The organism is Kitasatospora sp. NPDC008115 (assembly GCF_042957205.1).
Classification (GTDB): Bacteria; Actinomycetota; Actinomycetes; order Streptomycetales; family Streptomycetaceae; genus Kitasatospora.
Genome location: NZ_JBIBHU010000029.1, coordinates 76,714 through 98,041 on the forward strand (window position 1 = coordinate 76,714; position 21,328 = coordinate 98,041).

The following is a 21,328-nucleotide window of genomic DNA, read 5'->3' on the forward strand; positions in this document are numbered from 1 at the left end:
TCGCCACCCCATGGCTTCTCCCGACAAACTCGCCCACGTCGTCCTGCGCACCGGCCGCCTGCCGGTCATGACCGACTGGTATGCGAACGTCCTCGAAGGCCGGGTCGCCTTCGCCGACGAGGCGCTCGCCTTCCTGACCTACGACGACGAGCACCACCGCGTCGCGCTGGTCGCCACCGGGGCGTCCGAGCGGCCGACCGACGCGCACACCGGCCTTCACCACGTGGCGTTCACCTACGCGACGATCGAGGACCTGCTCGACACGTACCGGCGGCTGAAGGGTGAGGGCATCCGCCCCTTCTGGTGCATCAACCACGGGCCGACCACCTCGATGTACTTCGAGGACCCGGACGGCAACCACATCGAGCTCCAGATCGACAACTTCGCCACCGCGGAGGCCCTCGACGAGTGGTTCCGGTCCGGAGCCTTCGAGGCCAATCCGATCGGGGTCGATTTCGACCCCGACGACCTGCTGCGACGCTTCGAGTCGGGTGAGTCCCCCGCCGACCTGGTCCGGCGCGCATGAAGGACATCGACGTGCCGGTCGTCGTCATCGGCGCCGGCCCCGTGGGCCTGGCCACCGCACTCGTCCTCGGCCGGCACGGCGTCCGCAGTGTCGTCTGCGAACAGTTCGGCGGGATCAACCCCCATCCCAGGGCCCACGTCGTCAACACCCGGTCCATGGAACTGTTCCGCGCCTGGGGCATCGCGGACGCCGTCCGGGCGGACGCGGTGGACCCGGCGCAGGCCGGCACCATCCTGTGGAAGCAGACCCTCGCCGGAGAGTCCCTGGGCCGGATCGACTTCGCCGAAGGCCCCCGGGGCCCGATCCTGGAACGGGCGTACGCCTCGGCCGAGCAACTCGCCTCCTGCGCACAGGACCGGGTGCAGCGACACCTCCTGGACGCGGTCCTCGCCCAGGGCGCGGCCGCCGTCCACTACGACACCACCGTCAGGGAGGTGGCCGACCACGGTGACGTCGTCGACGTCACCGTGGAGGGCGCGGGCGGGCGGCAGACCCTGCGCACCCGCTACGTCGTGGCGGCGGACGGGGCGGCGGGCGGCATGCGGGACAGGCTCGGCATCGCGATGGACGGCGCCCCGGTCCTCGGCCACCAGCTGAACATCTACTTCCACGCCGACCTCTCCCCGTGGACGCGCCAGGACCCCGCCCTGCTGGTCTGGCTGATCAACAGCGTCTCCCCGGGAGTACTCATCGGCATGGACGGCGCCCGCCGGTGGACCTTCCAGCGGAGCTTCGACCCGGCCGTCGAATCGCCGCAGGACTACCCGCCCGAGCGATGCGCCCGGATCATCCGGGACGCCGTCGGAACCACCGAACTCGACGTGGACGTCCGCTCCGTGGGGTCGTGGGCCATGACGGCCCGGACCGCCGGGACCTACCGCAGCGGCCGGGTCCTGCTCGCCGGCGACGCGGCGCACCAGTTCCCGCCGACGGGCGGCCTCGGCATGAACAGCGGCCTCGCCGACGCGGACAACCTCGGCTGGAAACTCGCCGCCGTACTGAGCGGCCGCGCCTCCGAGACCCTGCTCGACAGCTACGAGCGGGAACGCCGCCCGGTGGCCGTCGACAACGCCCGCCACAGCATGCTGAACGCGATGAAGATGGCCGAGGTCGGCATCGGGCCCGGGACGGACGCCGTCGCCGCACGCCTCGAAAGCCCGGACCCGGAGGTCGCCGCGGCGGAACGCCGGCGGATCGCGGAGGCCGTCCCCCTGCAGCGCCCGCACTTCGACGCGCTGAACCAGGAGATCGGGTACGTCTACGGAGCGGCCCGGTGGGCGGGCGGTGCGGGCGGTGCCACGTCCCCGGCCGTCGACCGCACGCCGACCGCCGTCCGCGGAGCGCGACTTCCGCACGCCTGGGTCGAACGCGGCGGGGAGCGGGTGTCCACCCACGACCTCCTGGTGCCGGGCTTCACCCTCATCGCCGGGCCGGGCGGAGCCGCCTGGGCGGACGCGTTCGCCGCCGCCTTCGAGGAGCTCTTCCCCGAGTCCTCCGCGCGGCCCGTGGGGGCCTGCGGCGGCATGGCGCAACGGACCGTCGTCATCGGGCGCGACGCCACCAGCCCGGACGGCCGCTGCCTCGAACTGCTCGGGATCGGTTCGGGCGGAGCCCTCCTGGTCCGGCCGGACGGCCACATCGCGTGGCACAGCGCCGAGGGATCGACTCCCGTGGCGGCTCTCACCGACCTGCTCCGCGGAGCCGAGCGGCCCGCCCGGTAGCGCTCCGTCAGATCCCGTCCCCGGAGACGGCGGCCGCGACCACGGCCCCGTCCCGGAGCGGACCTCGTGCGGGAGCGCCGGCCCCGAGCCCGGCGCTCCCGTCCCACCGCCCGGCGGACCGCCCGGCGGACCGGCAAGCGGGCCCACGGGCCCGTGCCTGGGCCGCCCCGCCCACCGATGCCCCATCCCGGAGGAACACAGTGGTGACCTCTCACAACACGACCGGGCCCCGGCCCTCGCTCCAGGACCGGTACACCCGCGAAGAAGGCAGCGTCCACCTCACCGGCATCCAGGCGCTCGCCCGTCTGCCCCTCGACATCCGTCGCGCCGACCGCCGCGCGGGCCGCAGCACCGCCGGATTCGTCTCCGGGTACGAGGGCTCGCCGCTCGCCGGATACGACATGGAACTCGCGCGCTGCGGCCCCCTCCTCGACGAGTACGACATCGTCTTCCGCCCCGGCGTCAACGAGGAGCTGGCGGCGACGGCGGTCCAGGGCACCCAGCTCGCGGCCGCGCAGCCGGACAAGCGCGTCGACGGCATCACGGCCGTCTGGTACGGCAAGTCCCCCGGCCTGGACCGCGCCTCGGACGCCATCCGGCACAACAACCTGATGGGCACCCACCCGGCCGGGGGCGCCCTCGCCCTGGTCGGCGACGATCCCGCCGCCAAGTCGTCCACCGTCCCCGGTGCCTCCGAACTGCTCCTCGCCGACCTCGGTCTGCCGACGCTCTACCCGGCCGACCCGCAGGAGGCGCTCGACTTCGGACTGCACGGCGTGGCGATGTCCCGGGCATCGGGTCTCTGGGTGGCGCTGAAGATCGTCACGGCGGTCGCCGACGGCTCCGGCACCGTCGACGTGAGCGCCGACCGGATCTCGCCGGTCGAACCGGACCTCGTCGTCGACGGGGTGCCGTACCGCCACACGGTCGGCGCCCGGCTGGTGCAGCCGGTGCTCGGCGACCTGGAACGCACCCGGGAGGGCGCCCGTCTGGAGATCGCCCGCCGCTACGCCGCCGCCAACGGCCTCAACCGGATCACCGTCTCCGGGCCCGACGACCGCATCGGCATCGTCGCGGCGGGCAAGACCTTCCTCGACGTCCGCCAGGCCCTGCGCATCCTCGGGCTCGACGACGCCGAACTGAACCGGCGGGGTGTGCGCCTGCTCCACCTCGGCATGATCCACCCGCTGGAACCCACGGTCGTCGAGCGGTTCGCGCGGGGACTGAGCCACATCGTGGTCGTGGAGGAGAAGCGGCCGCTGATCGAGACCGCCCTCAAGGAACTGCTCTACGGGCACGGCAACCGGCCGTCCGTCTCCGGCAAGCGCGCACCCGACGGTTCGGTCCTCTTCCCGTTCGACGGCGAACTCGATCCCGACACCGTGGCCGCGCGGCTCGCCCGCCGGCTGAACAGCCTGGGCGGGTTCCCGGCCGTACCCGACCGGTCGGACGCCCGGCGGCCGGCGGCGGCCGGGCGCCGGGCGCTTCCGCTCCTGCCCGTGGTGACCCGAGCCCCCTACTTCTGTTCCGGCTGCCCGCACAACCTCTCGACCAAGGCGCCCGAGGGCGCCGCCGTCGGAGCCGGTATCGGCTGCCACGCCATGGTCACGCTCATGGACCCCGCCCAGGCCGGGGACGTGATCGGCATGACACAGATGGGGGGCGAGGGCGCCCAGTGGATCGGGATGCAGCCGTTCCTCGCCCGCGACCACCTGATCCAGAACCTCGGAGACGGCACCTTCCACCACTCCGGCAGCCTCGCCGTCCGGGCGGCGGTCGCGGCCGGGGTGAACGTCACCTACAAACTGCTCCACAACTCCGCGGTGGCGATGACCGGCGGGCAGCAGCCGGTCGGCGTCATGCCCGTGCCCGCGATCGCACAGGAGCTGCTGGCGGAGGGCGTGGGACGCGTCATCGTCACGACCGAGGACGTCAAGCGCTACCGGCGGGTCGCGCTTCCGAAGGGCGTCGTCGTCTGGCACCGCGACCGGCTGCCCGAGGCCCAGGAGGTGCTCGCGCGGACCCCCGGGGTCACCGTGCTCATCCACGACCAGGAGTGCGCGACGGAACTCCGGCGCAAGCGCAAGCGCGGCCTCGCGCCCGAGCCCGTCGAGCAGGTGATGATCAACGAGCGGGTGTGCGAGGGGTGCGGCGACTGCGGGCAGCAGTCGAACTGCCTCTCCGTGCAACCCGTCGAGACCGAGTTCGGCCGCAAGACCCGGATCGACCAGTCCTCCTGCAACAAGGACTACGCCTGCCTGGCGGGGGACTGTCCCTCCTTCCTCACGGTCGTTCCCGCCGGCGGGAAGCGCGCCTTCACCGCCGCGGCCATGCCGGACAGCGCCGTCCTGCCCGATCCGGCACCCGCCGTGCCGGCCTCCCACACCATCCGGATCACCGGCATCGGCGGTTCCGGCGTGGTCACCCTCGCGCAGATCCTCAGCACCGCGGCCTCGCTCGTGGGCCTGCACGTCCGGACCCTCGACCAGACCGGCCTGGCCCAGAAGGGCGGTGCGGTGGTCTCCGACATCAAGATCACCAAGGAGCGGACGGACCAGGCGGGCAAGGCGGCCCTGGAGGAGTGCGACCTCTACCTCGGCTGCGACCTGCTCGTGGCCGCGGAGGCCGGGAACCTGTCGGCGACCGCCCCGGCGAGAACGGTGGCGGTCGTCTCCACCGCGGAGGTCCCCACCGGACGGATGGTGATCGACCCGGACGTGTCCTTCCCGCCCGCCGGGCCGCTCAAGGAAAGGATCCGGGCCGGGGTGAGGGACAGCGTCTTCCTGGACGCCCGGCGGCTCGCCGCCGACCTGCTGGGCGAGGACCAGTTCGCCAACCTCCTGCTGACGGGTGCGGCCTACCAGAGCGGCGGGCTGCCGGTTCCGGCGCACGCCATCGAGGAGGCGATCACCCTGAACGGCGTCAAGGTCGAAGCCAACCTCAAGGCGTTCCGCCTCGGCCGCCAAGCCGTCGCCGACCCCGAAGCCTTCGCCGCCGTACTGCGCGGGCGTGCCGTTCCGGCGGGGCCGGAACGGCGCCCGTCCGCCGCGGCCCGCAGCGTCCTCGCATCGGCCGGGGCCGTCCCCGGGTCGGAACTCGCCCGGATCCTGGAGGTCCGCGTCCCGGATCTCATCGCGTACCAGGACACCGCCTACGCGACGAGGTACCTGCGCTTCGTCGAGCGGGTACGGCGGATCGAGAACGAACGCGTGCCCGGCTCGACCGCACTCGCCGAGGCCGTGGCCACGTACCTGTACAAGCTGATGGCGTACAAGGACGAGTACGAGGTGGCCCGGCTCTCCCTCGACCCCGAGGTCGAGCGGGAGGTGAGAGCCCGATTCGGGGACGGCGCACGGATGTCCTACCGTCTCCATCCGCCCGTGCTGCGGGCACTGGGGATGACCCGCAAGATCGAACTCGGCCCCTGGTTCAAACCGGCCTTCCGCGCCCTCGCGGCGATGCGCGGCCTGCGCGGCACCCGCCTCGACCCGTTCGGAGCGGCACACGTGCGACGCACGGAACGTGCCCTGGTGGTCGAGTACGAGACCACCATGGCCGAGGTCTGCCGGGTCCTCGGCGAGGACGTTCACGGTCTGGCCGTCGAGATCGCCTCACTGCCCGACACCGTGCGCGGCTACGAGGGGATCAAGATGGCATCGGTCGCGCGCTACCGGGCCCGCTCCGAGGAACTGGCCGGCCGTCTGGGCTCCCTGACCGGACCTCAGGACTGAGCGTCGAACTCCGCCCGGTGCAGGAGCCGCGCCGTTGGCCGCCGCCACCACCGACACGCGGACCCTAGGCCGGATCGCAGGTGAGTGGCTCGGCCCGGACCCCTGTCGGCGTGGGGTGCAGCAGGGCGAAGCAGGTGGCGGTCGCGGTGCGGCCTTGCTCGGTGACGCGGAACGAGTAGCCGACCGGGCCGGGTTGCGCGCCGGGACCGGCGGTGAGGTGCCAGGCGGAGGTGGCGGTGGCGCCGGCGGCCAGCCGTCGCGGTGGCGCGACGCGGGGCTCGGCCCGCCAGCCCGGCGGCAGCGCCGGCGGGAGCACCTCGACCGGGACGTCCCGGTGCGCGGTGTTGGTCAGCAGCAGGTCGGTGCCGGCGAGGCGGGGCCGGACCAGCGTGGTCGAGGGCGACCAGATCCGCAGGTTGGCGACGCGCGCGCCGTCGCCCCCCGGCAGGACGGTCGGGACGATCCTGACCGCCGACGTGGTGACGTTGACCGCGAACCCCCGGTCGCGGCCCGTCAGGAGGTCCTCGTTGGACGACTGCTGGCGCCCGCCGTCCACCCAGGCGCCCGCCGCGGTGAGGGTCTCGACCGTCGCGAGCGCGGCGATCCCGGGGTTCAGGTCCAGCTCGATCCGCGAGACCGGCACCGGAATCCCGAAGTCGATCTCCAACCAGTCCCGCTTCAGGAGCCAGTTCTCCACCGCCCCGTCGTCTGTCCCGTCGGGCATGACCGCGTTCGGGCCGCCCTCGGTCGACCAGTGGCCGCCCTTCCCGGCGCGCGGACCGTCCGGGCTGCTTCCGGGGGCGGAGTAGCTCGCCGTCAGGACGGGCCACGAGCCGTCCCCGCGGAAGGCGGCCAGGTCCACCTCACGGGTGAAGTCCGGCAGCGGACGCAGCCACCGGTCGACGGCGCCGGGCAGCCCGAAGGCCGCCGTGGGCGGCAGCGACCCCGTGAACAGCAGGGTGAGCGCCACCGGCACCACCGCCAGGCCGGCCAGGTGCGACAGGAGCAGCGCGCCCCGGGCGCGGGCCGCCGAGCCGGCCCGCCGGACCCGGGGCCCGCCCGGCCGGCGGGCCCGGCGCGGGGCCGGCAGCCGCCGGGGCGCGGCGCGGACCCCGGCCGTCCACAGCAGCAACTCGCCCAGGGCCGGGCCCGACCGCGCCTCCGACCGGTCGGCCAGGAAGCGGAGCCCGCCGCCGGCCCGCTCCAGCACCCGCACCAGGTTCCCCGCCCCCGCCTCCTCCAGCCACCGCCGCACGGACTCGTCGCCGTCCCCGGGGCCGGGACCGGGACCGGGACCCGCCGGGGTGTCCCGGAGCGCGGCGGTCCGGGTGACGACCACGGCGATCCGCCGCGGCCGGTGGCGCCGGGGAAGGGCGTCGACGGCGCGGAGCACCCGTTCCGCGGCCGGGACCGACCCCGGCGCGGACGACGGCGCCCCGCCGACCCGCGCCCGCCGCACCGAAGGGAGCGTCAGCGCGTCGAGGACCAGCACCAGGCCCCGCGCGCGGCGAAGCCCGTCCAGGACGTCGAGCCCGGACTGCTCCTCGAAGACCGGGCCCGGCGGATCGAGCAGCACCAGCGTGCGCCGCCCGCCGCGCAGCCCGGACAGCTCCGCCACGGCCGTGCCCGGCAGCGCGCCGGCGACCCGCCCCCCGAGCGCCCCGACGACCCCGGCCAGATGCGCGAACCCGCCGCGGACGACGGTGCTGCGCCCGGAACCGGCCGCCCCCGCGACGAGCACCACCGCCGTCGGCGAGCCGCCGGGCGGCACCGGGCGGTCGCAGTGCGGGCAGCGGGCCTCCAGGCGCCACGCGCCGAACACCGTGCCGGCGGGCAGCCGGACCCCGCAGCGGCAGGTGCGGCGCAGCCCGCCGTACCGGTCGGGGACGAGCCGCCGGTGCCGCGCCCCGCACCCGGGACAGAGCCGGACCGGGGCCTCCACCGCCCGCCCGCAGGAAGGATGCGGGCAGACCGGGGCGGCTCCGGTCAGCCGGCGGCCGAGGCGGTCGACCGCCCGGCAGGCCGTCCACCAGAGCCTGAACCCGGCCAGCAGCACCGCCCGGAGCAGGAGTTGGCAGAGCAGGGCGGGCAGCGCGAGGAGTGCCGACACCAGGACGGCCGCGCCGACGCTGGAACCCCGGAGGACGCACAGCAGCCCGCCGAGGCAGCGGGTGGCGATGCGCTCGGCCCACTCCCACGGCGCGCCCGGCGGCGGTGGCGGTCCGGGGTCCCACCGGAAGGCGGCCCGCAGTTCACCCGCGTAGGCCTCCCGGAGGCCGCGCCACACCTCGCGCAGCGCCTGTCCGCCTCCCCGGCGCAGATACGGCTCCCGGGCGGGGCCCTCGCCCGTGGCGTCGGGCGCGCCCGCGCCGAACGCGCCCCGCACGGCGCGGAAGTGGCGCAGCAGCAGGCGCGGCAGGGCGATCAGCGCGCAGTGCAGCGCGACACCGACGACCGCGAACAGGAACGCGACCCAGAGCAGCAGCGGGAGCAGCACGACGCCGAAGACGACGTTGCCCCAGGCCTGCGCCGACCGGCCCCGGCGGCGGGCCCGGCCGGCGTCGCCGTGTCCCGGCGTCACCGCCGCCCCGCCCTCGGCAGGAAGCCGAAGCGGTGCAGCAGCCACAGCAGCGGATCCTCGACCCGGTGCGGGCGCGGCCCACCGGGCGGCGTCGCGCCGGGGCCGGGCGGGGCGCTGAGCGCGGAGAACGCGAAGAGCTGGTGGTCGGCCCGGCCCGCGCGCAGCCGCCGGTCGATCCCGTCGCCCTGCCAGAGCTCCAGCAGGGCCCGCAGTTCGGTGTCCACGGCCGCGCGGTCCACCGGATCGAATCCCGGACGCGGGGAACGGCGGCGGTGCAGCGGTGAGTTGGGGGCAAGAGCGGGGGTCAGCAGGTCGAGCTTGGCCAGGCCGACGGCGACCGGGACGCGGATCCGGCCGCCGGCGTCCCGGGGCAGCGCGTCGAGCGCCCCGTCCAGGACCTCCGCTGGCCGGGTGCCACGGCCCGGACGGTGAAGTCCGGCGCCGGGCAGGTCGTGCGGGTCGAGCAGCAGCACCGCCGCGTCCGCCCGCGCCAGGTCCGGCCGGGCGGTCCGCGGCGGGGCCGCCGGGTCGGTGTCCAGCAGGACCAGGGTCAGCGACCGTTCCCGCCGGCCGTGCCCCCGGCTCAGCCGGTGGACCAGCGGCCGGAAGCCCGAGCCCGGCGCGTCCGGGGAGAGCGCGCGCTCCTCCTCGTAGAGCGGGCGCTCGTAGCGCTGCCGCACCTCGGCCTCGGTCCGGTCGTCGCCGGGCAGCAGCGCCACGCCCAGCTCCGCGCCGAGGCCGTGCCGGAGCCCGTGCAGCAGGACGGCGAGGAAAGTGCTCTTCCCGCTGCCGGGCGGCCCCACCACCGCGACGACCCGCCCGCGCTCCCCGGGACGCCCCTCGGGCAGCCGCTCGCCGCACCGGCGGCAGTGCGGGCGCGAGGTCGTCCGCCCGCAACCGCCGCAGACGGCGGACGGCGCGCGGCGGGTGGCGGCGGGACGGTGGTCGCCGGGGCACCAACCGGGCGGGGAGACGCACCGGTACAAGGTCTCCGCCCGGCCGGCCCGCCGCAGGCACGACGGGCAGATCCGCACGGTGTCGCGACGGCCCGTCAGGTTCACGACCGGCCCCCTGCCCACCGGCCCCGCGCCCGCCGGGCGCCGGTCCGCAGTCCGCGGACCGGCGGATCGAGCAGCACGACCTCCTCGCCGGCGGCGAAGCAGCGCAGCCAGGTGAGACGGCCGCCCCGGGGCAGCCGGGCGGTGAGCACGGCGGGCCGGCCGGGGCCGATCCGCACGGCGCCGGCCTCGGCGAGCGTCGCCCCGTCACCGGCGGCGAGCGGCCAGGCCGGCCCGGTCGAGCCGACCAGCAGCAGACCCGGTACCAGCACCTCGGTCGCGCACCGGAAGACCGCCCGTACCGAGCGCCGGCCCGGCAGCCCCCGGCGGGTGAGCGTGTACGGGACCTCGATCCGGGCCGGCAGGACCAGGTGGACCGGCGCGCCGAACGCCGGCAGGCCGTCCGCCCGGCCGACCGGGCACAACTCGACCTCGACGCCCGCGCCGTGCGGAACGGCGAGCCGCACGCCGTCGCGGTGCAGATAGCCGAGACGGGTGACGGCACGCCGCTGGAGCGGGCCCCCGGCGACGCGCCAGCGCACCTCGGCCTCGGCGGGCCCGTCCGGCGGCCAGTCGAAGGTGACGACGGCCTCGCCCGGGCTCCGGGTCACCGCCGCGTCGCGCAGCTCGGGCAGCGCCACCACCGGTGCGCTCGCCCCGACGGCGGCGCGCTCGCCGGCGACCGTGACCGCGACGACCACGGCGCCGCGCCCGGGCGGCCGGAACCGCAGTCCGCCGGCGACCGGCCGGGTCGTCAGCCGGGCGCCGCGGGCGGCGAGGTCGGCCGGGCGCAGCAGCCGTCCGACCGGCCACGGCGGCCGGGCGTCGAACGCGTAGAGGCGGACCTCGCCGTGCGCGGGCTCCGCCCGGGTCTCGAAGCGGGCCTCGAACCGGCCCGGGTCCTCCGCGGCGGGCACCACGGTGAGGGCGGTGACCGGCTCCGGGGGCGCGAGCGGGACGGCGGCGAGCCACCGGCCCTCGGTGGCCATCGTGCCGCCGTCGTCGTCCCGGTAGACGACCTGGATCCGGTAGACGTGGGTGCGGCCGTTGGGCCGGCCCCGGTCGGTGAAGCCGTCCGCCCGGGCCGCGACCGGGGCGGACGGGCCGACCGGGGTACCACGGTCGTCGTCCGGGGTACCAGGCTCGTCGTCCGGCGTCTCCGGCTCGGTGCGGCGCGTCACGCGCACGCCCTCCGCGCCCGCCGGGAGCCGCCAACCGCCGCTCACCACACCGTCGTCCGCCTCCAGCCGGGCCTCCCCGACCTCCGGCCGGTGGCGCACCGGGCCGCAGACGGCGAGCGGGGAGTACGGCCCGTCCGGTTCGGCGGCGCGCCGCACCACGACCGCATAGTGGACCGGCACGTTCACCGGGGCCGCGGTGTCCAGCAGGGAGGTCGCGCCGGGCGCGGGCGGCGCCAGGAGCGTTCCGTCGGCCGCCGAGCGCGGCGCCCGGCCGGTCCGGCGCACCACCAGGTACTCCGGCCGCCCGGCCGTCGAGGGCGTCGGCTCCCACTCCACCAGCACCCCCGCCGGGTCCGCCTCCGCGCCCACCCGGGGGACCGGGCGGACCGGCAGCGAGCGGCGCACCTCGTCGATCAGGGGCAGGTCCCGGACCAGGGCCTCGGCCCGGTCGAGCAGCGCCCAGGCGTGGTCGGGATCGGCGATCCGGCGCGCGGAGGCGAGGTCGCCGAGCCGCCGCGCCTCGGCCAGCGTGGCGCGGACGTGCGCGGCCGGCCCCGCGGCCTGCGGCGGGAGCGCCTGCCCGGGGAGCCGGTCGAGCAGGGCCGCCGCCTCGGCCAGCAGCCCGTCGGCGGCCAGGGCCCGCAGCCGGGCGGTGACCGGGTCGGGGTCCGGCTCCTCCAGGACCGCCAGGACCAGCCGGCGGGCGTCGGTCGCGGCGACCGAGAGCCCCTGCTCGGCGTGCGCCAGCAGGGTCCCGGTGCCGGCCCGGGCGGCCCGCCGGGCCCGGAGCGGTTCGGCGAGCTCGTACAGCAGGACGGCGCGCAGCCCCTCCGGCCCCCGGTCGCCGAGGACCTTGCGCGCGGCGGCGGCCACGGCCTGCGCCGCCGTGTGCGCGGCGCCGTGCGGCTGCCGGCCCCAGCGCAGCGCGGCCGCCTCCAGCTCGGCCTCGCCGGGCGCCGGGCCGGTGAACGGCCGGACCGGGTCCGTGACGCGCTCCCCGGGGCCGCCGGCGGCCAGGAAGTCGGCGAGGTGCCGCAGCCGCAGGACGGCCAACTGCCGGGCGCAGCGCGCGTAGGCCGGGTGCGGCAGGTCACGGGGGAGCGGGTCCGGGTCGGCGACGGCCACGGACAGTCCGGCCAGCGCCTCGTCGAGCCGGGCGCGGTCCGCCCGGTGGACGGCGCCGACGCCCGCCAGCACGGCGGGGCTGACCAGCCCGAGCCCGCCGGCGGCCTCGCCCAGCGCCGCGAGCAGTTCGCCCCGCGCCGCCGAGGCGAGCCGGCCCTGCTCGGCGAGGGCCGCGCGCAGCGGGGCGAGGTCACCGCCCCGCGCCGCCTCGAACAGGGCCTGGTGCACCAGCCGGCCGGCCTCCAGCTCCTCGATCACCGCGAGGTACTTGAGCCGGGTGCGGTGGCGCCGCCAGCAGGCGCGGACGGCCCGCACCGCCTCGTCGACCCCGGCCGCGGTGAGCTCCGCCGGGAGCTGGTAGCGGTGCCGCAGGTCCTCGTCCACCGGCAGGCCCCGGTCGAGCACCTCGCGCAGGTAGCGCGCCTCGTCGAAGGACATCCCGGACGCCGTCCCGCCGCCGTCAGGCGATCTGCTCGCGGCTCAGCGCGATCCTCGCCTCGTCCACGGCCGCCGCGTCCATGCCGCCGATCCGCACGGACAGTTCGAGCCGCCGCCCCGTCTCCCGCTCGGTGGCGACCACCTCCAGCAGCCCCGAGGCGCCGAGCGAGAACTCGCAGGCGAACGGCCAGCGGGCGGGCTTGCCTGCGGGGATGTCCAGATCCCCCTCGGCGACCACGGTGTTGTGGTCGAGCTCCTCCGACTCGACGGCGCCGGCCTGCTCCATCACCTGGATCCGCACCCGGCGCTGCCCCTCGCGGACGGTGTAGAAGTCCTGGGTCACCGCCGCCGGGAGGGCGTCGTTCGCGTGGACGAGGTGGGTGACGTACACGCGGTCCGTCTCGACGTCCAGCACGCGGATGCCGTAGCCGCGCGCCGCCACCGTGGCGACCTGGTAGGCCTGCCGGGTGAGGTGGCCGGTGTCGGGCACGTCAGGGGCCTCGGAGGCGGGCAACTCACCGCTCTTGACGATGTGCAGGGCCCGGTCGAGGGCGTAGAGCGCGGCGCCGCGCGCGACCGTCAGATCCGGGTTGTGCAGCCGGGCCTCGAAGCCGAACTCCTCGCGCAGCCGCTGCGCCACGGCGGGCATCTTGGTGGAGCCGCCGACCAGCAGCACCTCGTCGAACCGCTCGACCCCGCGCCGGCGGGCCAGGGCCAGCGTGCGCCGGGTGATCTCGACCGTGCGGTCGAGCAGGTCGCGGGTCAGCTCCTCCAGCAGCCCGCGCGTCAACTCGACCTCGGCGACCAGGCCCTGGTGCATCACCCGGACGGTGTAGCGCTCGCGGAACGACAGCGCCCGCTTGGCGTCCTCGGCGTCCCGGCGCAGCTGGGTCTCCGAGTGCTGGTCCGCCAGCGGGTCGTCCGCCTCGGGGAAGCGCGCGCGGAACGCCTCGACCAGGTGCAGCACGACCCGGTCGTCGAAGTCGCTGCCGCCGAGCTCCTTGGCCCCGTCGGTGCACACCACCTTCAGATCGGTGCCGCGCAGGGTCAGCACGGTGGTGTCGAAGGTGCCGCCGCCCAGGTCGTAGACGAGGACCGAGCGGTCGCGCCCGCTGTCGGCGTCGGTGTCCAGCACCCCGTAGTCGAGCGCGGCGGCGATCGGCTCGGCGACCACGTCCAGCACCCGCAGCCCGGCGATCTCCCCGGCCTTGCGGGTCGCGTCGCGCTCCGCGAGCCCGAAGTACGCGGGCACGGTGATCACCACGTCCCGCACCTCCGCCCCGCCGCTGACGCGCGCGTCGTCCGCGAGCTTGCGCAGGATGCGGGCCGAGACCTCCTCGGGCGTGAACGCGCGCCCGTGGAACTCGCGCAGCACCGGCTCGCCCATGTCCCGCTTGATCAGCCGGACCACCCGCTCCGGGTCCAGCACGGCCGCGTCCTTGGCGCTCTGGCCGACGACGGTGCTCTCCGCGCTCTCGAAGTACACCACCGAGGGGGTGGTGTCGGAGCCCTCCAGGTTGCGCAGCACCGTGGGCCGGCCGACGTCGTCGACGAAGGCGACGCAGGAGTAGGTGGTGCCGAGATCGATGCCGTAGACGGCCATGTGGACCCTTCCCCGAGGAGTCGCCGAACAGAAGTGGTCAGGAATGGTGGGCGGCCTCGTCCGGGTCCCAACGGGCCACCCGCACCTCGGCCTTGCGCACCACCCGGTCGCCGGTCGCGAACCCCGCCGCGACGACCCCGCTGACCGTACGGTCCTCCTCGGGCCGCCGCGCGGCGTCCCGCCCGACCGGCCTGTGCCGGGCCGGATCGTAGGGCTCGCCCACCCGGGCCGGGTAGCGCTCGACGCCCGTACCGGCCAGGGCGTCCGCCGTCTCGTCCGCGAACGCCCGCAGCAGCGCGCCCGACTCCTCGACGGTGAGCGGGGATTCGAGCATCGCGGCCTGCCGCAGGATCTGGTCGTGCAGCCGGATCAACGGGTGGCGGACCAGGTCCAGCGCCCGTTCCACCTCACCCCGCCGCAACTGCTCCACCTCCGCGTGCAACCGGGCGATCACCGCCTCCCGCCGCTCCGCCAGCTCCCGCTCCCGCGCCAGCACGGCGGTGAACTCCCGCACCAGCCCCGCGACCTCACCGCCCGCCCCGCCCTCCACCCCGTCCACCGCGAACCCCCGTTCCCTGCGTCAAGTCCCGCGATTCTAGCGCCCGGAGGCGGAACCTGACGGTCGATGAGGTCTACCCCGCCGGCGTGACCGGCTCCAGCCGGTCGACGAGGAACTCGTCGCCGCTCGGGGTCTCCAGCGACGCCGAGAGGATCCGGTGGACCCCGGCCGTGATCTCCACGTCGAGGCTGTCGCCCGCCTCCATGCTCTCGATGATTCCGCCGTCGCTGTCGGCGGAGATCCCGTGCCGGACGGGCCGGTGACCGGGGTCTCCCGCTGTACCCTGGCAGCCGCCGTCCAGTAGGGAGCGTCCGGGAACGTGTTCGTGAAGATCTGTGGTCTCAGCACCGCTGTGGACGTCGCCGCCGCCGTCGAGGCCGGTGCCGACGCGATCGGGTTCGTGCTCACCGAGAGCCCGCGCCGGGTGTCGCAGGAGGTGGCGCGGGAACTGGCGGCCGCGGTGCCCGAGGGTGTGTGGACCGTCGGCGTGTTCCGGGAGGAGCCGGCCGAGTACGTCAGGGAGGCCGTGCGGGCCACCGGGGTGCGGGCGGTTCAGTTGCACGGCAACCACCCCGCGGCCGCGTTCGCCGAGCTGTCCGACCTGGGCCTGCCGCTGATCAGGGCCACCTCGGCAGCGGCGGCGGCCGGGGCGGACTGCGGGGACTTCGGCGAGGACCTGCTGCTGCTCGACGCGCCGGTGGCGGGGGCCGGGGAGCCGTGGGACTGGTCCGCGCTGGGCGCGAAGCCGCCGGCCGGGAAGTGGGTGCTGGCGGGCGGCCTGAGCCCGGCGAACGTCGCCGCGGCGATCGCGGTCGCGCGGCCGTGGGGCGTGGACGTCTCCAGCGGCGTCGAGGTGCGGCGCGGGGTGAAGGACCCGGCGCTGATCGCGGAGTTCCTCCGGGTGGCCAAGTCCGCCTGACGAGGCCGTCCCGCCTGCTCCCCTCGCGCTCCCCGCGCCCCGCCGGGCTCCTCGGCCTACGGTGGAAGGACCCGGCCGAAGGGAGGCGAGCCGCATGTGCCGCTGGCTGGCCTATTCCGGTTCCCCGATCCTGCTGGAGACACTGCTCTACAAGCCCGTCCACTCGCTGATCGACCAGAGCCTGCACGCCCGGATGGGCGTGGAGACGACCAACGGCGACGGATTCGGCATCGGCTGGTACCCCGCCGACCACGGTGAACCCGACCACGTCGCCGAGCCGGCGGTCTTCCGCGGCGTCGGCCCCGCCTGGAGCGACCGCAACCTGCGCGAGCTGGCGCACTGCGTGCGCTCGCCGCTGTTCGTTGCCCACATCCGCGCCTCCACCGGCACGGCCGTGCAGCACACCAACTGCCACCCCTTCCGCTACGAACGGTGGCTGTGGATGCACAACGGGTCGATCGGCGGCTTCCCGAAGCTCAAGCGCGACCTGACGCTCGGCGTCGACGCCTCCCTCTACCCGCACATCGAGGGGTCCACCGATTCCGAGCTGATGTTCTTCCTGGCGCTCACCTTCGGACTGCAGGACGACGTCCCGGGCGCCGTCGAACGCATGGCCGGGTTCGTCGAGGCGGCCGCGGCCCGGCACGGCGTCGCCGACCCCCTGCAGATGACGGTGGCCGTCTCCGAGGGCACGCGGCTCTGGGCGTTCCGCTACTCCAGCGGACACGCCTCGCGATCGCTGTTCTTCAGCACCAGCGTCCACGCGCTGCGCGCCCTGCACCCGGACAACCCCGTCCTGCAAATGGCCTCCGAGGACGCCCGCATCATCGTCTCCGAGCCGCTGGGCGACCTCCCGGGGGCCTGGAACCCCGTTCCCGAGTCCAGCTACGCGGTCGTGCAGGAGGGGCACGACGCGATCCGCGCCTTCCGGCCGCAGGTCGCGGCGGTGTGACCCCCGGGTCACAGGAGGCACCAACTCGCCGGTAGCCGCCCGCGGCTGGGCCACAATGGGTGGCGCCGGCCCACGGGGGCGGCCGGCGATCCACGAGCACGAGTGGCGGGGCGGACGGGGGCGGGTCGTTCATGGGTGTGGAAGCGGGCGGACGGCTGGGCCCTCGGGCGGCCGGCTGGGCGGGCGTCGAAGCGGACGTCCTGGCCCTGCCCGGCGCACGGCGGGGCGGGCGCGGGCCGAGCGCGCTGCAGATCCTGGGGCAGCGCCGCCGTGAGGGCAGCCACGAGAACTACCTGAGGTTCCTGCTCGACCCCCGTGAGGTCCACGGGCTGGAGGCGGGGCTGCTCGGGTCGCTGCTGCGCCTGGCGGGCCTGCCGGAGCTCGCCGACGACCCGCGCCTGGACCGGGCGCGGGTGCACCAGCAGGTCCGGGGCGCCGGAAGCCGCCCGGATCTGATCGTCATCAGCCCCGTCGCCTCGGTCGTGATCGAGCTGAAGGTCGACGCGGGGGAGGGGGAGGGGCAGACGGTCCGCCAGGGCGACGACTTCGCGGACCTGGCGAACCCGGTGCTGGTCTACCTCACCCCCGCCGGCCGCCCGCCGACCGATCCGCGCTTCCGGCCGGTCGCCCTGCGCGACCTCGGGGGCGAACTCGCGCGCCTGCTCGCGGAGCGGCCGCCCGGACCCGCCGCCCCGGGCCGCCGCCACGCCGACGACTACCTGAGCGACCTGGAGAGCACCGTGGGGATCAGCACGGACGATGACGACGCGGCCGGCTTCTGGATCAAGCACGGCGCCGTGCTGCTCGCCGCCCGGCAGTCGGCCAGGCGACTCCTGAAGCACCTGCCGGCCCACGGCCGCACCGCGCTCGGTGACCTGGCGGCGGACCTCGGCGAAGACCTCACCGTGACCTCCGTCGACTACCTCGCCGTCGGCGCGAACGGCAGCTACCCGGAGACAGCCGTCGTCATCAGCAGGCCCCGGTGGCTGAACGGGGACGTGCCGGTCCTCGGCTTCGGCCTCGGCATCCGCCGCGACGCCGACGGCCACCCCGGCCCCGACCCGGACGAACCGAGGCGCCGCCCGTTCTACGGCGTCTACTGCACCGACCCCGCCGTGCGGGAGGCCATCGGAAGCCGCTTCCTCTCCAAGGGCTGGGGCGGCCACTGGGGCTGGTGGCAGACCCTCCCCCTCACCCCCCAGCCGGCCGGCGCCGGCTTCCTCGCCCACAACGCCGCCACCGCCGCCACCCTCCTCCGCACCACCTGGCACGAACGCGCCACCACCGTCGACGCCCTCTGGGCCGCCCGGGCATGAGCGCCCGTCGGCGCCTGGACGTTCAACCGCCGCGGACATGGGGACCGGGGGCCCGGGATGCACCCGGTCAGGTGAACCTGCCGGTGGGGTTGGGCCGGTGGGGGCTGGACTGCTGCTCGAAAACGGCGCGTTCGCCACAGGCTCGCCGGGAACCGCCCGTGTTGAACGAGTGGTTCGAACAGGGGCAGGATCCGGCGACATGGACGACACCTGGATGACGCTCAACTCGCTTGCGCAAGAGCTGGATTCGCAGTCGGTGATGGCCGGTGAGCAGCGCTGGCTGGTGCAGGTCGTGAAGCTTCAGGAGGAGGTCGGCGAGGTGGCCGAGGCGGCGATCGGGGTGCTCGGGGGGAACCCGCGCAAGGGGCGTTCCCATGAGTGGGACGACGTGCGGAAGGAGGTGTGCGACGTGGCGGTGACGGCGTTGGTGCTGCTGGTCCGGATGGGCGGGGACCCGCGGTGGTTCTTCGAGGAGCACGTGCGGATGCTCGCCGCCCGCGCGCAGGCGCGGGCGGTCGCGCCGTAGCGGTCGGGCTCCACCATGGCGGGATTCACTGGTCCTCCGTCACTTCGCCGGGCCGGTCCGGGGGGAACCGGCGGATCTCCGTCGTTTTCCAGTTGACGAATCAGCAGGTCAACCATCATTGTTCCGGGTCGAAGAATCGTTTCGCTCCGGGAGTGACCATCACCGTGAACGCCAACCGTGCCGCCGTCGCGGCCCTCGTAGCCCTGAGTCTCGCCCTGACCGTGGCGGGGTGCGATGACGGCGGCGAGGGCGGCGCCGCCGCAGCGAGCCCGAGCCCGAGCTCGGCGAGCCCGACCGAGCGGGTGGAGTCGATGACCGGGATGATCCTCCTGAAGAAGTCGCGGGAGGCGTTCGGGAAGGTGTCCTCGGTCACGATGACCGGGTTCACGGTCGAGGACGGGGTGAAGTCCACCGTCAAGGTGTCGGCCGACCGGCAGGGCAACTGCACGGGGACGCTCGACATCGAGGGCAAGGGCGGGCTGGAGCTGCTGCGCGGCAGCGGAACGCTGCTGGTCAAGATGAGTGCGCAACTGCTCACCACCACCCATGACGCCGCGACCGCCGAGCTCTACAAGGGCCGCTATTTCAGGATCGCCCCGGGCTCGGAGTACGCCGGCATGGCCGAGGTCTGCGACCTGGCGACGGTTCCCGGCGTCGGGGGCGAAGCGTCCGGGTGGGACGCCCAGTCGGGCGAGCCCGGGACGATCGGCAGCCGGAGGGCCATGAGCGTCTTGGTCGTGTCGAAGGAAGAGGGCCCCCACACGATCCACGTACCCGTGGAGGGGCCACTGCTTCCGCTGCGGATCGAGGCCGGGTGGACCGGGACCGGGTCCGAGGCGGTGGACGAAGCCATCGACTTCAGCGACTACGACGTGCCCGTCACCGTGACCGTCCCGCCTGCCGACCAGATCCTTGACCTCGACCTGTTCGCCAAGCCCGCGGCCTGACCCGTTCCGCCGCGGCGACGCGTCGGCCCGCCCCCCCGCCCGGCAGGGCCACGAGGCCGCCGGGGACCGGTCAGCCGTCCTGGTTCTCGCCCTGGTCGTCGCCGTCGCCGTGGCCCTGGCCGTGGCCGAGGTGGCGGGGGACGGGCTTGGCGAAGACCTGGAAGCCCTCGGTGGGCGGGGCGCCGGCGCCGGCCACCAGGTTGCCGCTGGTCGAGCCGAAGACCACCGTGCGCCCGGCGGCGGACACGAACGGCGCGTTCGAGGAGCCGTTGCCGAGCGAGCCGTCCGGGGCGGTGGAGACGCGTTCGGTCCGGCCGGTGCGCAGGTCCTGGCGGTAGACGTCCCAGTCCGCGTGCTGCGGGCCGGGGACCAGGTTGTCGGCGGCGGACTCGAAGTAGATCCAGCGGTTGTCGGCGGTGATCGAGCCGTGGTCGGAGGAGCCGACCGAGGCGGTCCCCGGCAGGCCGCCGCTGACCTTCGTCACCACGCCCGTCGTCAGGTCCCGGACGTGGAGCACCGTGTGGTAGCGGTGGCCGTTGGTCGAGCCGCCCGGCTCGGGCAGGGTGTAGAGCGCGCGCCGCCCGTCGGGACTGATCGTCGCCTCGAAGCTGGAGTGGCCCACCTCGCCGTCGAGGCCCACGCTCACCGGCGTCAGCTTCCCGGACGGCACGTCATAGGTGTAGTAGACCGCGGACGTCGGGTGCGAGAGGAGCGGCTGCGCCAGGCCCCTCGGGAGGATGCGGCGCGCGGCCTCGGCGGCGCTCGGGGTGAGGTCCGCCTCGGCGGGGCCGGCGGGCGGCTGCTCCTCCGGCAGCAGGGCGGAGAGCGAGGAGAAGCCGATGGTGCGGCCGTCCGCGCTGATCGTCGGGTGGATCGAGAGGCTCTCGCCCGGTCGGCCGTTCGCGTCGCGGGAGATCAGCCGGGTGGTGTGGGTACGGCGGTCGGTGAGGTAGACGTTGTACTTCCAGGTGTACGGCCGGTTCAGCGCGGGGTCGCTGTCCACCACCGTCGGGTCCAGGTCGGTCCGGGCGGACACGAAGGCCACGTACCGGCCGTCCGCGCTGATCGAGGGCGCGTAGGAGGAGTGGAACCGGTCGGTGTCGGTACCGGCCGGGCTGCCGCTGATCAGCTCGGTGCGCCCCGTCCAGCGGTCGCGCACGTACACCTCGCCGCGCCCCTTCACCGGCAGGCCGGGCACCACGTCCTCGGCGTCGCTGTCGAAGGCGACGTAGCGGCCGTTGGCGTTGATCGCGACGTAGTCGGTGAAGCCGGCCAGCGGCTCGTCCGCGTCGGAGAGGTTGACGCGCTCGGTGCGGCCGGTGCGCAGGTCCGTCACGAAGGCGTCGCGCCAGGTCTTGCCGGGCTGCTCCACCAGGTTGGTGGCCCAGGAGGTGAACAGGGCGTAGCGGCCGTCGGCGCTGACGCCCTGGCTCCAGGACTGGTCGTCGGGCGCGGCGCCGTTCAGCCCGGTGCTGATCTGGACGGTGCCGCGCGGCACCGGGCGGGCCTGGGCCGGGGCGGTGGCGGCGGTCGCGGCGATCAGCGCGGCCGCGGCCAGCACACCGCCGCCGGTGAGCCACCGGTTGCGGGTCGTCCGGGTGGTACGTGGCATGGCGTCTTCCCCTCTGCTCGCCCGGCCGGGCTCCCTCCCGGTGGCGGGCTTTGCGGGAAAGCCAATCCCCGGGCGGGCCGGCGGGTCAACGGCTGTCGGCGTTCGGCGGCGGAAAATACGTCAACGGTCCTATCCTCCGGGGCCCGGCGCTCCGGCCCGGCGGCCGATGTCACAATCGCCGCCCGTACGCAGTCATAGAGGGCGAGGGCGAGCGAACAGCGGCCCACGTGGCACGGAGGGAACCTCATGAACTGGCGTGAGTCGGCCCGGTGTCGAGGCACGGACCCCGAACTCTTCTTCCCCATCGGCAGCGGCACCAGCTTCCCGACACTCGTGCAGAGCGACGAGGCGAAGGCCGTGTGCGCCCGCTGTCCGGTGTCGCGGCAGTGCCTGGAGTGGGCGCTGGACGCGCCCGTGGAGGGGATCTGGGGCGGGACGACGGAAACGGAACGCCGCGAGCTGCGACGGCGCCGGGCATGAGGCGCCGCGGCGGTGGCCGGGCGGGCCGTCCGTTGTTTGTCCGGCCCGCGCGT

General features: G+C 75.3%; 16 protein-coding genes. 9 read left to right on the top strand and 7 right to left on the bottom strand.

Annotation, left to right across the window (positions count from 1 at the left end):
* Window positions 1-10: 10 nt before the first annotated feature.
* The 3 genes from ACFZBX_RS30185 to ACFZBX_RS30195 all read left to right on the top strand — a co-directional run bounded on the left by ACFZBX_RS30185 (window position 11) and on the right by ACFZBX_RS30195 (window position 5,978).
* Window positions 11-526 (top strand): VOC family protein, encoded by a 516-nt coding sequence (locus ACFZBX_RS30185; protein ID WP_391536992.1) that lies wholly within the window; start codon window positions 11-13, stop codon window positions 524-526.
* Window positions 523-2,247, top strand: a complete 1,725-nt coding sequence (locus tag ACFZBX_RS30190) for an FAD-dependent monooxygenase (RefSeq protein ID WP_391536993.1) — start codon at window positions 523-525, stop codon at window positions 2,245-2,247. Before ACFZBX_RS30185 ends, ACFZBX_RS30190 begins: the two co-directional genes overlap by 4 nt.
* 203 nt (window positions 2,248-2,450) lie before the next feature.
* The gene (locus tag ACFZBX_RS30195) at window positions 2,451-5,978 is read left to right on the top strand and encodes an indolepyruvate ferredoxin oxidoreductase family protein (protein WP_391536994.1); all 3,528 of its coding nucleotides are present in this window, start codon (window positions 2,451-2,453) and stop codon (window positions 5,976-5,978) included.
* 64 nt (window positions 5,979-6,042) lie between these two features.
* On the opposite strand, the gene ACFZBX_RS30200 is transcribed toward ACFZBX_RS30195, so the two are convergent.
* From ACFZBX_RS30200 to ACFZBX_RS30225, 6 genes are all read right to left on the bottom strand, one after another.
* Complete coding sequence (locus ACFZBX_RS30200; RefSeq protein WP_391536995.1) at window positions 6,043-8,604, bottom strand: hypothetical protein; 2,562 nt, start codon at window positions 8,602-8,604, stop codon at window positions 6,043-6,045.
* The gene (locus ACFZBX_RS30205; protein WP_391536996.1) at window positions 8,556-9,620 is read right to left on the bottom strand and encodes a hypothetical protein; all 1,065 of its coding nucleotides are present in this window, start codon (window positions 9,618-9,620) and stop codon (window positions 8,556-8,558) included. The genes ACFZBX_RS30200 and ACFZBX_RS30205 overlap by 49 nt, the downstream gene beginning before the upstream one ends.
* Entirely contained in the window at window positions 9,617-12,361 is a 2,745-nt protein-coding gene (locus ACFZBX_RS30210) for a hypothetical protein (RefSeq protein ID WP_391536997.1), read from the bottom strand. The genes ACFZBX_RS30205 and ACFZBX_RS30210 overlap by 4 nt, the downstream gene beginning before the upstream one ends.
* Before the next feature lie 22 nt (window positions 12,362-12,383).
* Window positions 12,384-13,964, bottom strand: coding sequence for an Hsp70 family protein (locus ACFZBX_RS30215; protein ID WP_391536998.1), 1,581 nt, complete (start codon window positions 13,962-13,964; stop codon window positions 12,384-12,386).
* Between the two features lie 37 nt (window positions 13,965-14,001).
* Window positions 14,002-14,523 (bottom strand): nucleotide exchange factor GrpE, encoded by a 522-nt coding sequence (gene grpE / locus ACFZBX_RS30220; RefSeq protein WP_391536999.1) that lies wholly within the window; start codon window positions 14,521-14,523, stop codon window positions 14,002-14,004.
* 73 nt (window positions 14,524-14,596) lie between these two features.
* The gene (locus tag ACFZBX_RS30225; RefSeq protein WP_391537000.1) at window positions 14,597-14,728 is read right to left on the bottom strand and encodes a hypothetical protein; all 132 of its coding nucleotides are present in this window, start codon (window positions 14,726-14,728) and stop codon (window positions 14,597-14,599) included.
* Window positions 14,729-14,848: 120 nt separating this feature from the next.
* Between ACFZBX_RS30225 and ACFZBX_RS30230 the strand changes: the two genes are divergently transcribed.
* The 5 genes from ACFZBX_RS30230 to ACFZBX_RS30250 all read left to right on the top strand — a co-directional run bounded on the left by ACFZBX_RS30230 (window position 14,849) and on the right by ACFZBX_RS30250 (window position 19,183).
* Window positions 14,849-15,442: a phosphoribosylanthranilate isomerase gene (locus tag ACFZBX_RS30230; RefSeq protein WP_391537001.1), complete on the top strand. Its 594-nt coding sequence runs from the start codon at window positions 14,849-14,851 to the stop codon at window positions 15,440-15,442.
* 94 nt (window positions 15,443-15,536) lie between these two features.
* The gene (locus ACFZBX_RS30235) at window positions 15,537-16,394 is read left to right on the top strand and encodes a class II glutamine amidotransferase (RefSeq protein WP_391537002.1); all 858 of its coding nucleotides are present in this window, start codon (window positions 15,537-15,539) and stop codon (window positions 16,392-16,394) included.
* Window positions 16,395-16,525: 131 nt separating this feature from the next.
* Window positions 16,526-17,710, top strand: coding sequence for a hypothetical protein (locus ACFZBX_RS30240; RefSeq protein ID WP_391537003.1), 1,185 nt, complete (start codon window positions 16,526-16,528; stop codon window positions 17,708-17,710).
* Window positions 17,711-17,909: 199 nt separating this feature from the next.
* Window positions 17,910-18,236 (top strand): MazG-like family protein, encoded by a 327-nt coding sequence (locus tag ACFZBX_RS30245; protein ID WP_391537004.1) that lies wholly within the window; start codon window positions 17,910-17,912, stop codon window positions 18,234-18,236.
* A gap of 92 nt (window positions 18,237-18,328) precedes the next feature.
* Window positions 18,329-19,183 (top strand): hypothetical protein, encoded by an 855-nt coding sequence (locus ACFZBX_RS30250; protein ID WP_391537005.1) that lies wholly within the window; start codon window positions 18,329-18,331, stop codon window positions 19,181-19,183.
* 70 nt (window positions 19,184-19,253) lie between these two features.
* Here the strand turns inward: ACFZBX_RS30250 and ACFZBX_RS30255 are convergent, their stop codons facing one another.
* The gene (locus ACFZBX_RS30255) at window positions 19,254-20,795 is read right to left on the bottom strand and encodes a TolB family protein (protein ID WP_391537006.1); all 1,542 of its coding nucleotides are present in this window, start codon (window positions 20,793-20,795) and stop codon (window positions 19,254-19,256) included.
* A 246-nt stretch (window positions 20,796-21,041) separates the two neighbouring features.
* Between ACFZBX_RS30255 and ACFZBX_RS30260 the strand changes: the two genes are divergently transcribed.
* Window positions 21,042-21,275, top strand: coding sequence for a WhiB family transcriptional regulator (locus ACFZBX_RS30260; RefSeq protein ID WP_391537007.1), 234 nt, complete (start codon window positions 21,042-21,044; stop codon window positions 21,273-21,275).
* Window positions 21,276-21,328 lie beyond the last annotated feature (53 nt).

Bases quoted from the DNA above. Each gene is read 5' to 3' on its own strand.
- ACFZBX_RS30255 (WP_391537006.1), bottom strand. From the start codon at position 20,795: ATGCCACGTACCACCCGGACGACCCGCAACCGGTGGCTCACCGGCGGC.
- ACFZBX_RS30240 (WP_391537003.1), top strand. From the start codon at position 16,526: ATGGGTGTGGAAGCGGGCGGACGGCTGGGCCCTCGGGCGGCCGGCTGG.
- ACFZBX_RS30215 (WP_391536998.1), bottom strand. From the start codon at position 13,964: ATGGCCGTCTACGGCATCGATCTCGGCACCACCTACTCCTGCGTCGCC.
- ACFZBX_RS30185 (WP_391536992.1), top strand. From the start codon at position 11: ATGGCTTCTCCCGACAAACTCGCCCACGTCGTCCTGCGCACCGGCCGC.
- ACFZBX_RS30210 (WP_391536997.1), bottom strand. From the start codon at position 12,361: ATGTCCTTCGACGAGGCGCGCTACCTGCGCGAGGTGCTCGACCGGGGC.
- ACFZBX_RS30245 (WP_391537004.1), top strand. From the start codon at position 17,910: ATGGACGACACCTGGATGACGCTCAACTCGCTTGCGCAAGAGCTGGAT.
- ACFZBX_RS30190 (WP_391536993.1), top strand. From the start codon at position 523: ATGAAGGACATCGACGTGCCGGTCGTCGTCATCGGCGCCGGCCCCGTG.
- ACFZBX_RS30235 (WP_391537002.1), top strand. From the start codon at position 15,537: ATGTGCCGCTGGCTGGCCTATTCCGGTTCCCCGATCCTGCTGGAGACA.
- ACFZBX_RS30260 (WP_391537007.1), top strand. From the start codon at position 21,042: ATGAACTGGCGTGAGTCGGCCCGGTGTCGAGGCACGGACCCCGAACTC.
- ACFZBX_RS30225 (WP_391537000.1), bottom strand. From the start codon at position 14,728: ATGGAGGCGGGCGACAGCCTCGACGTGGAGATCACGGCCGGGGTCCAC.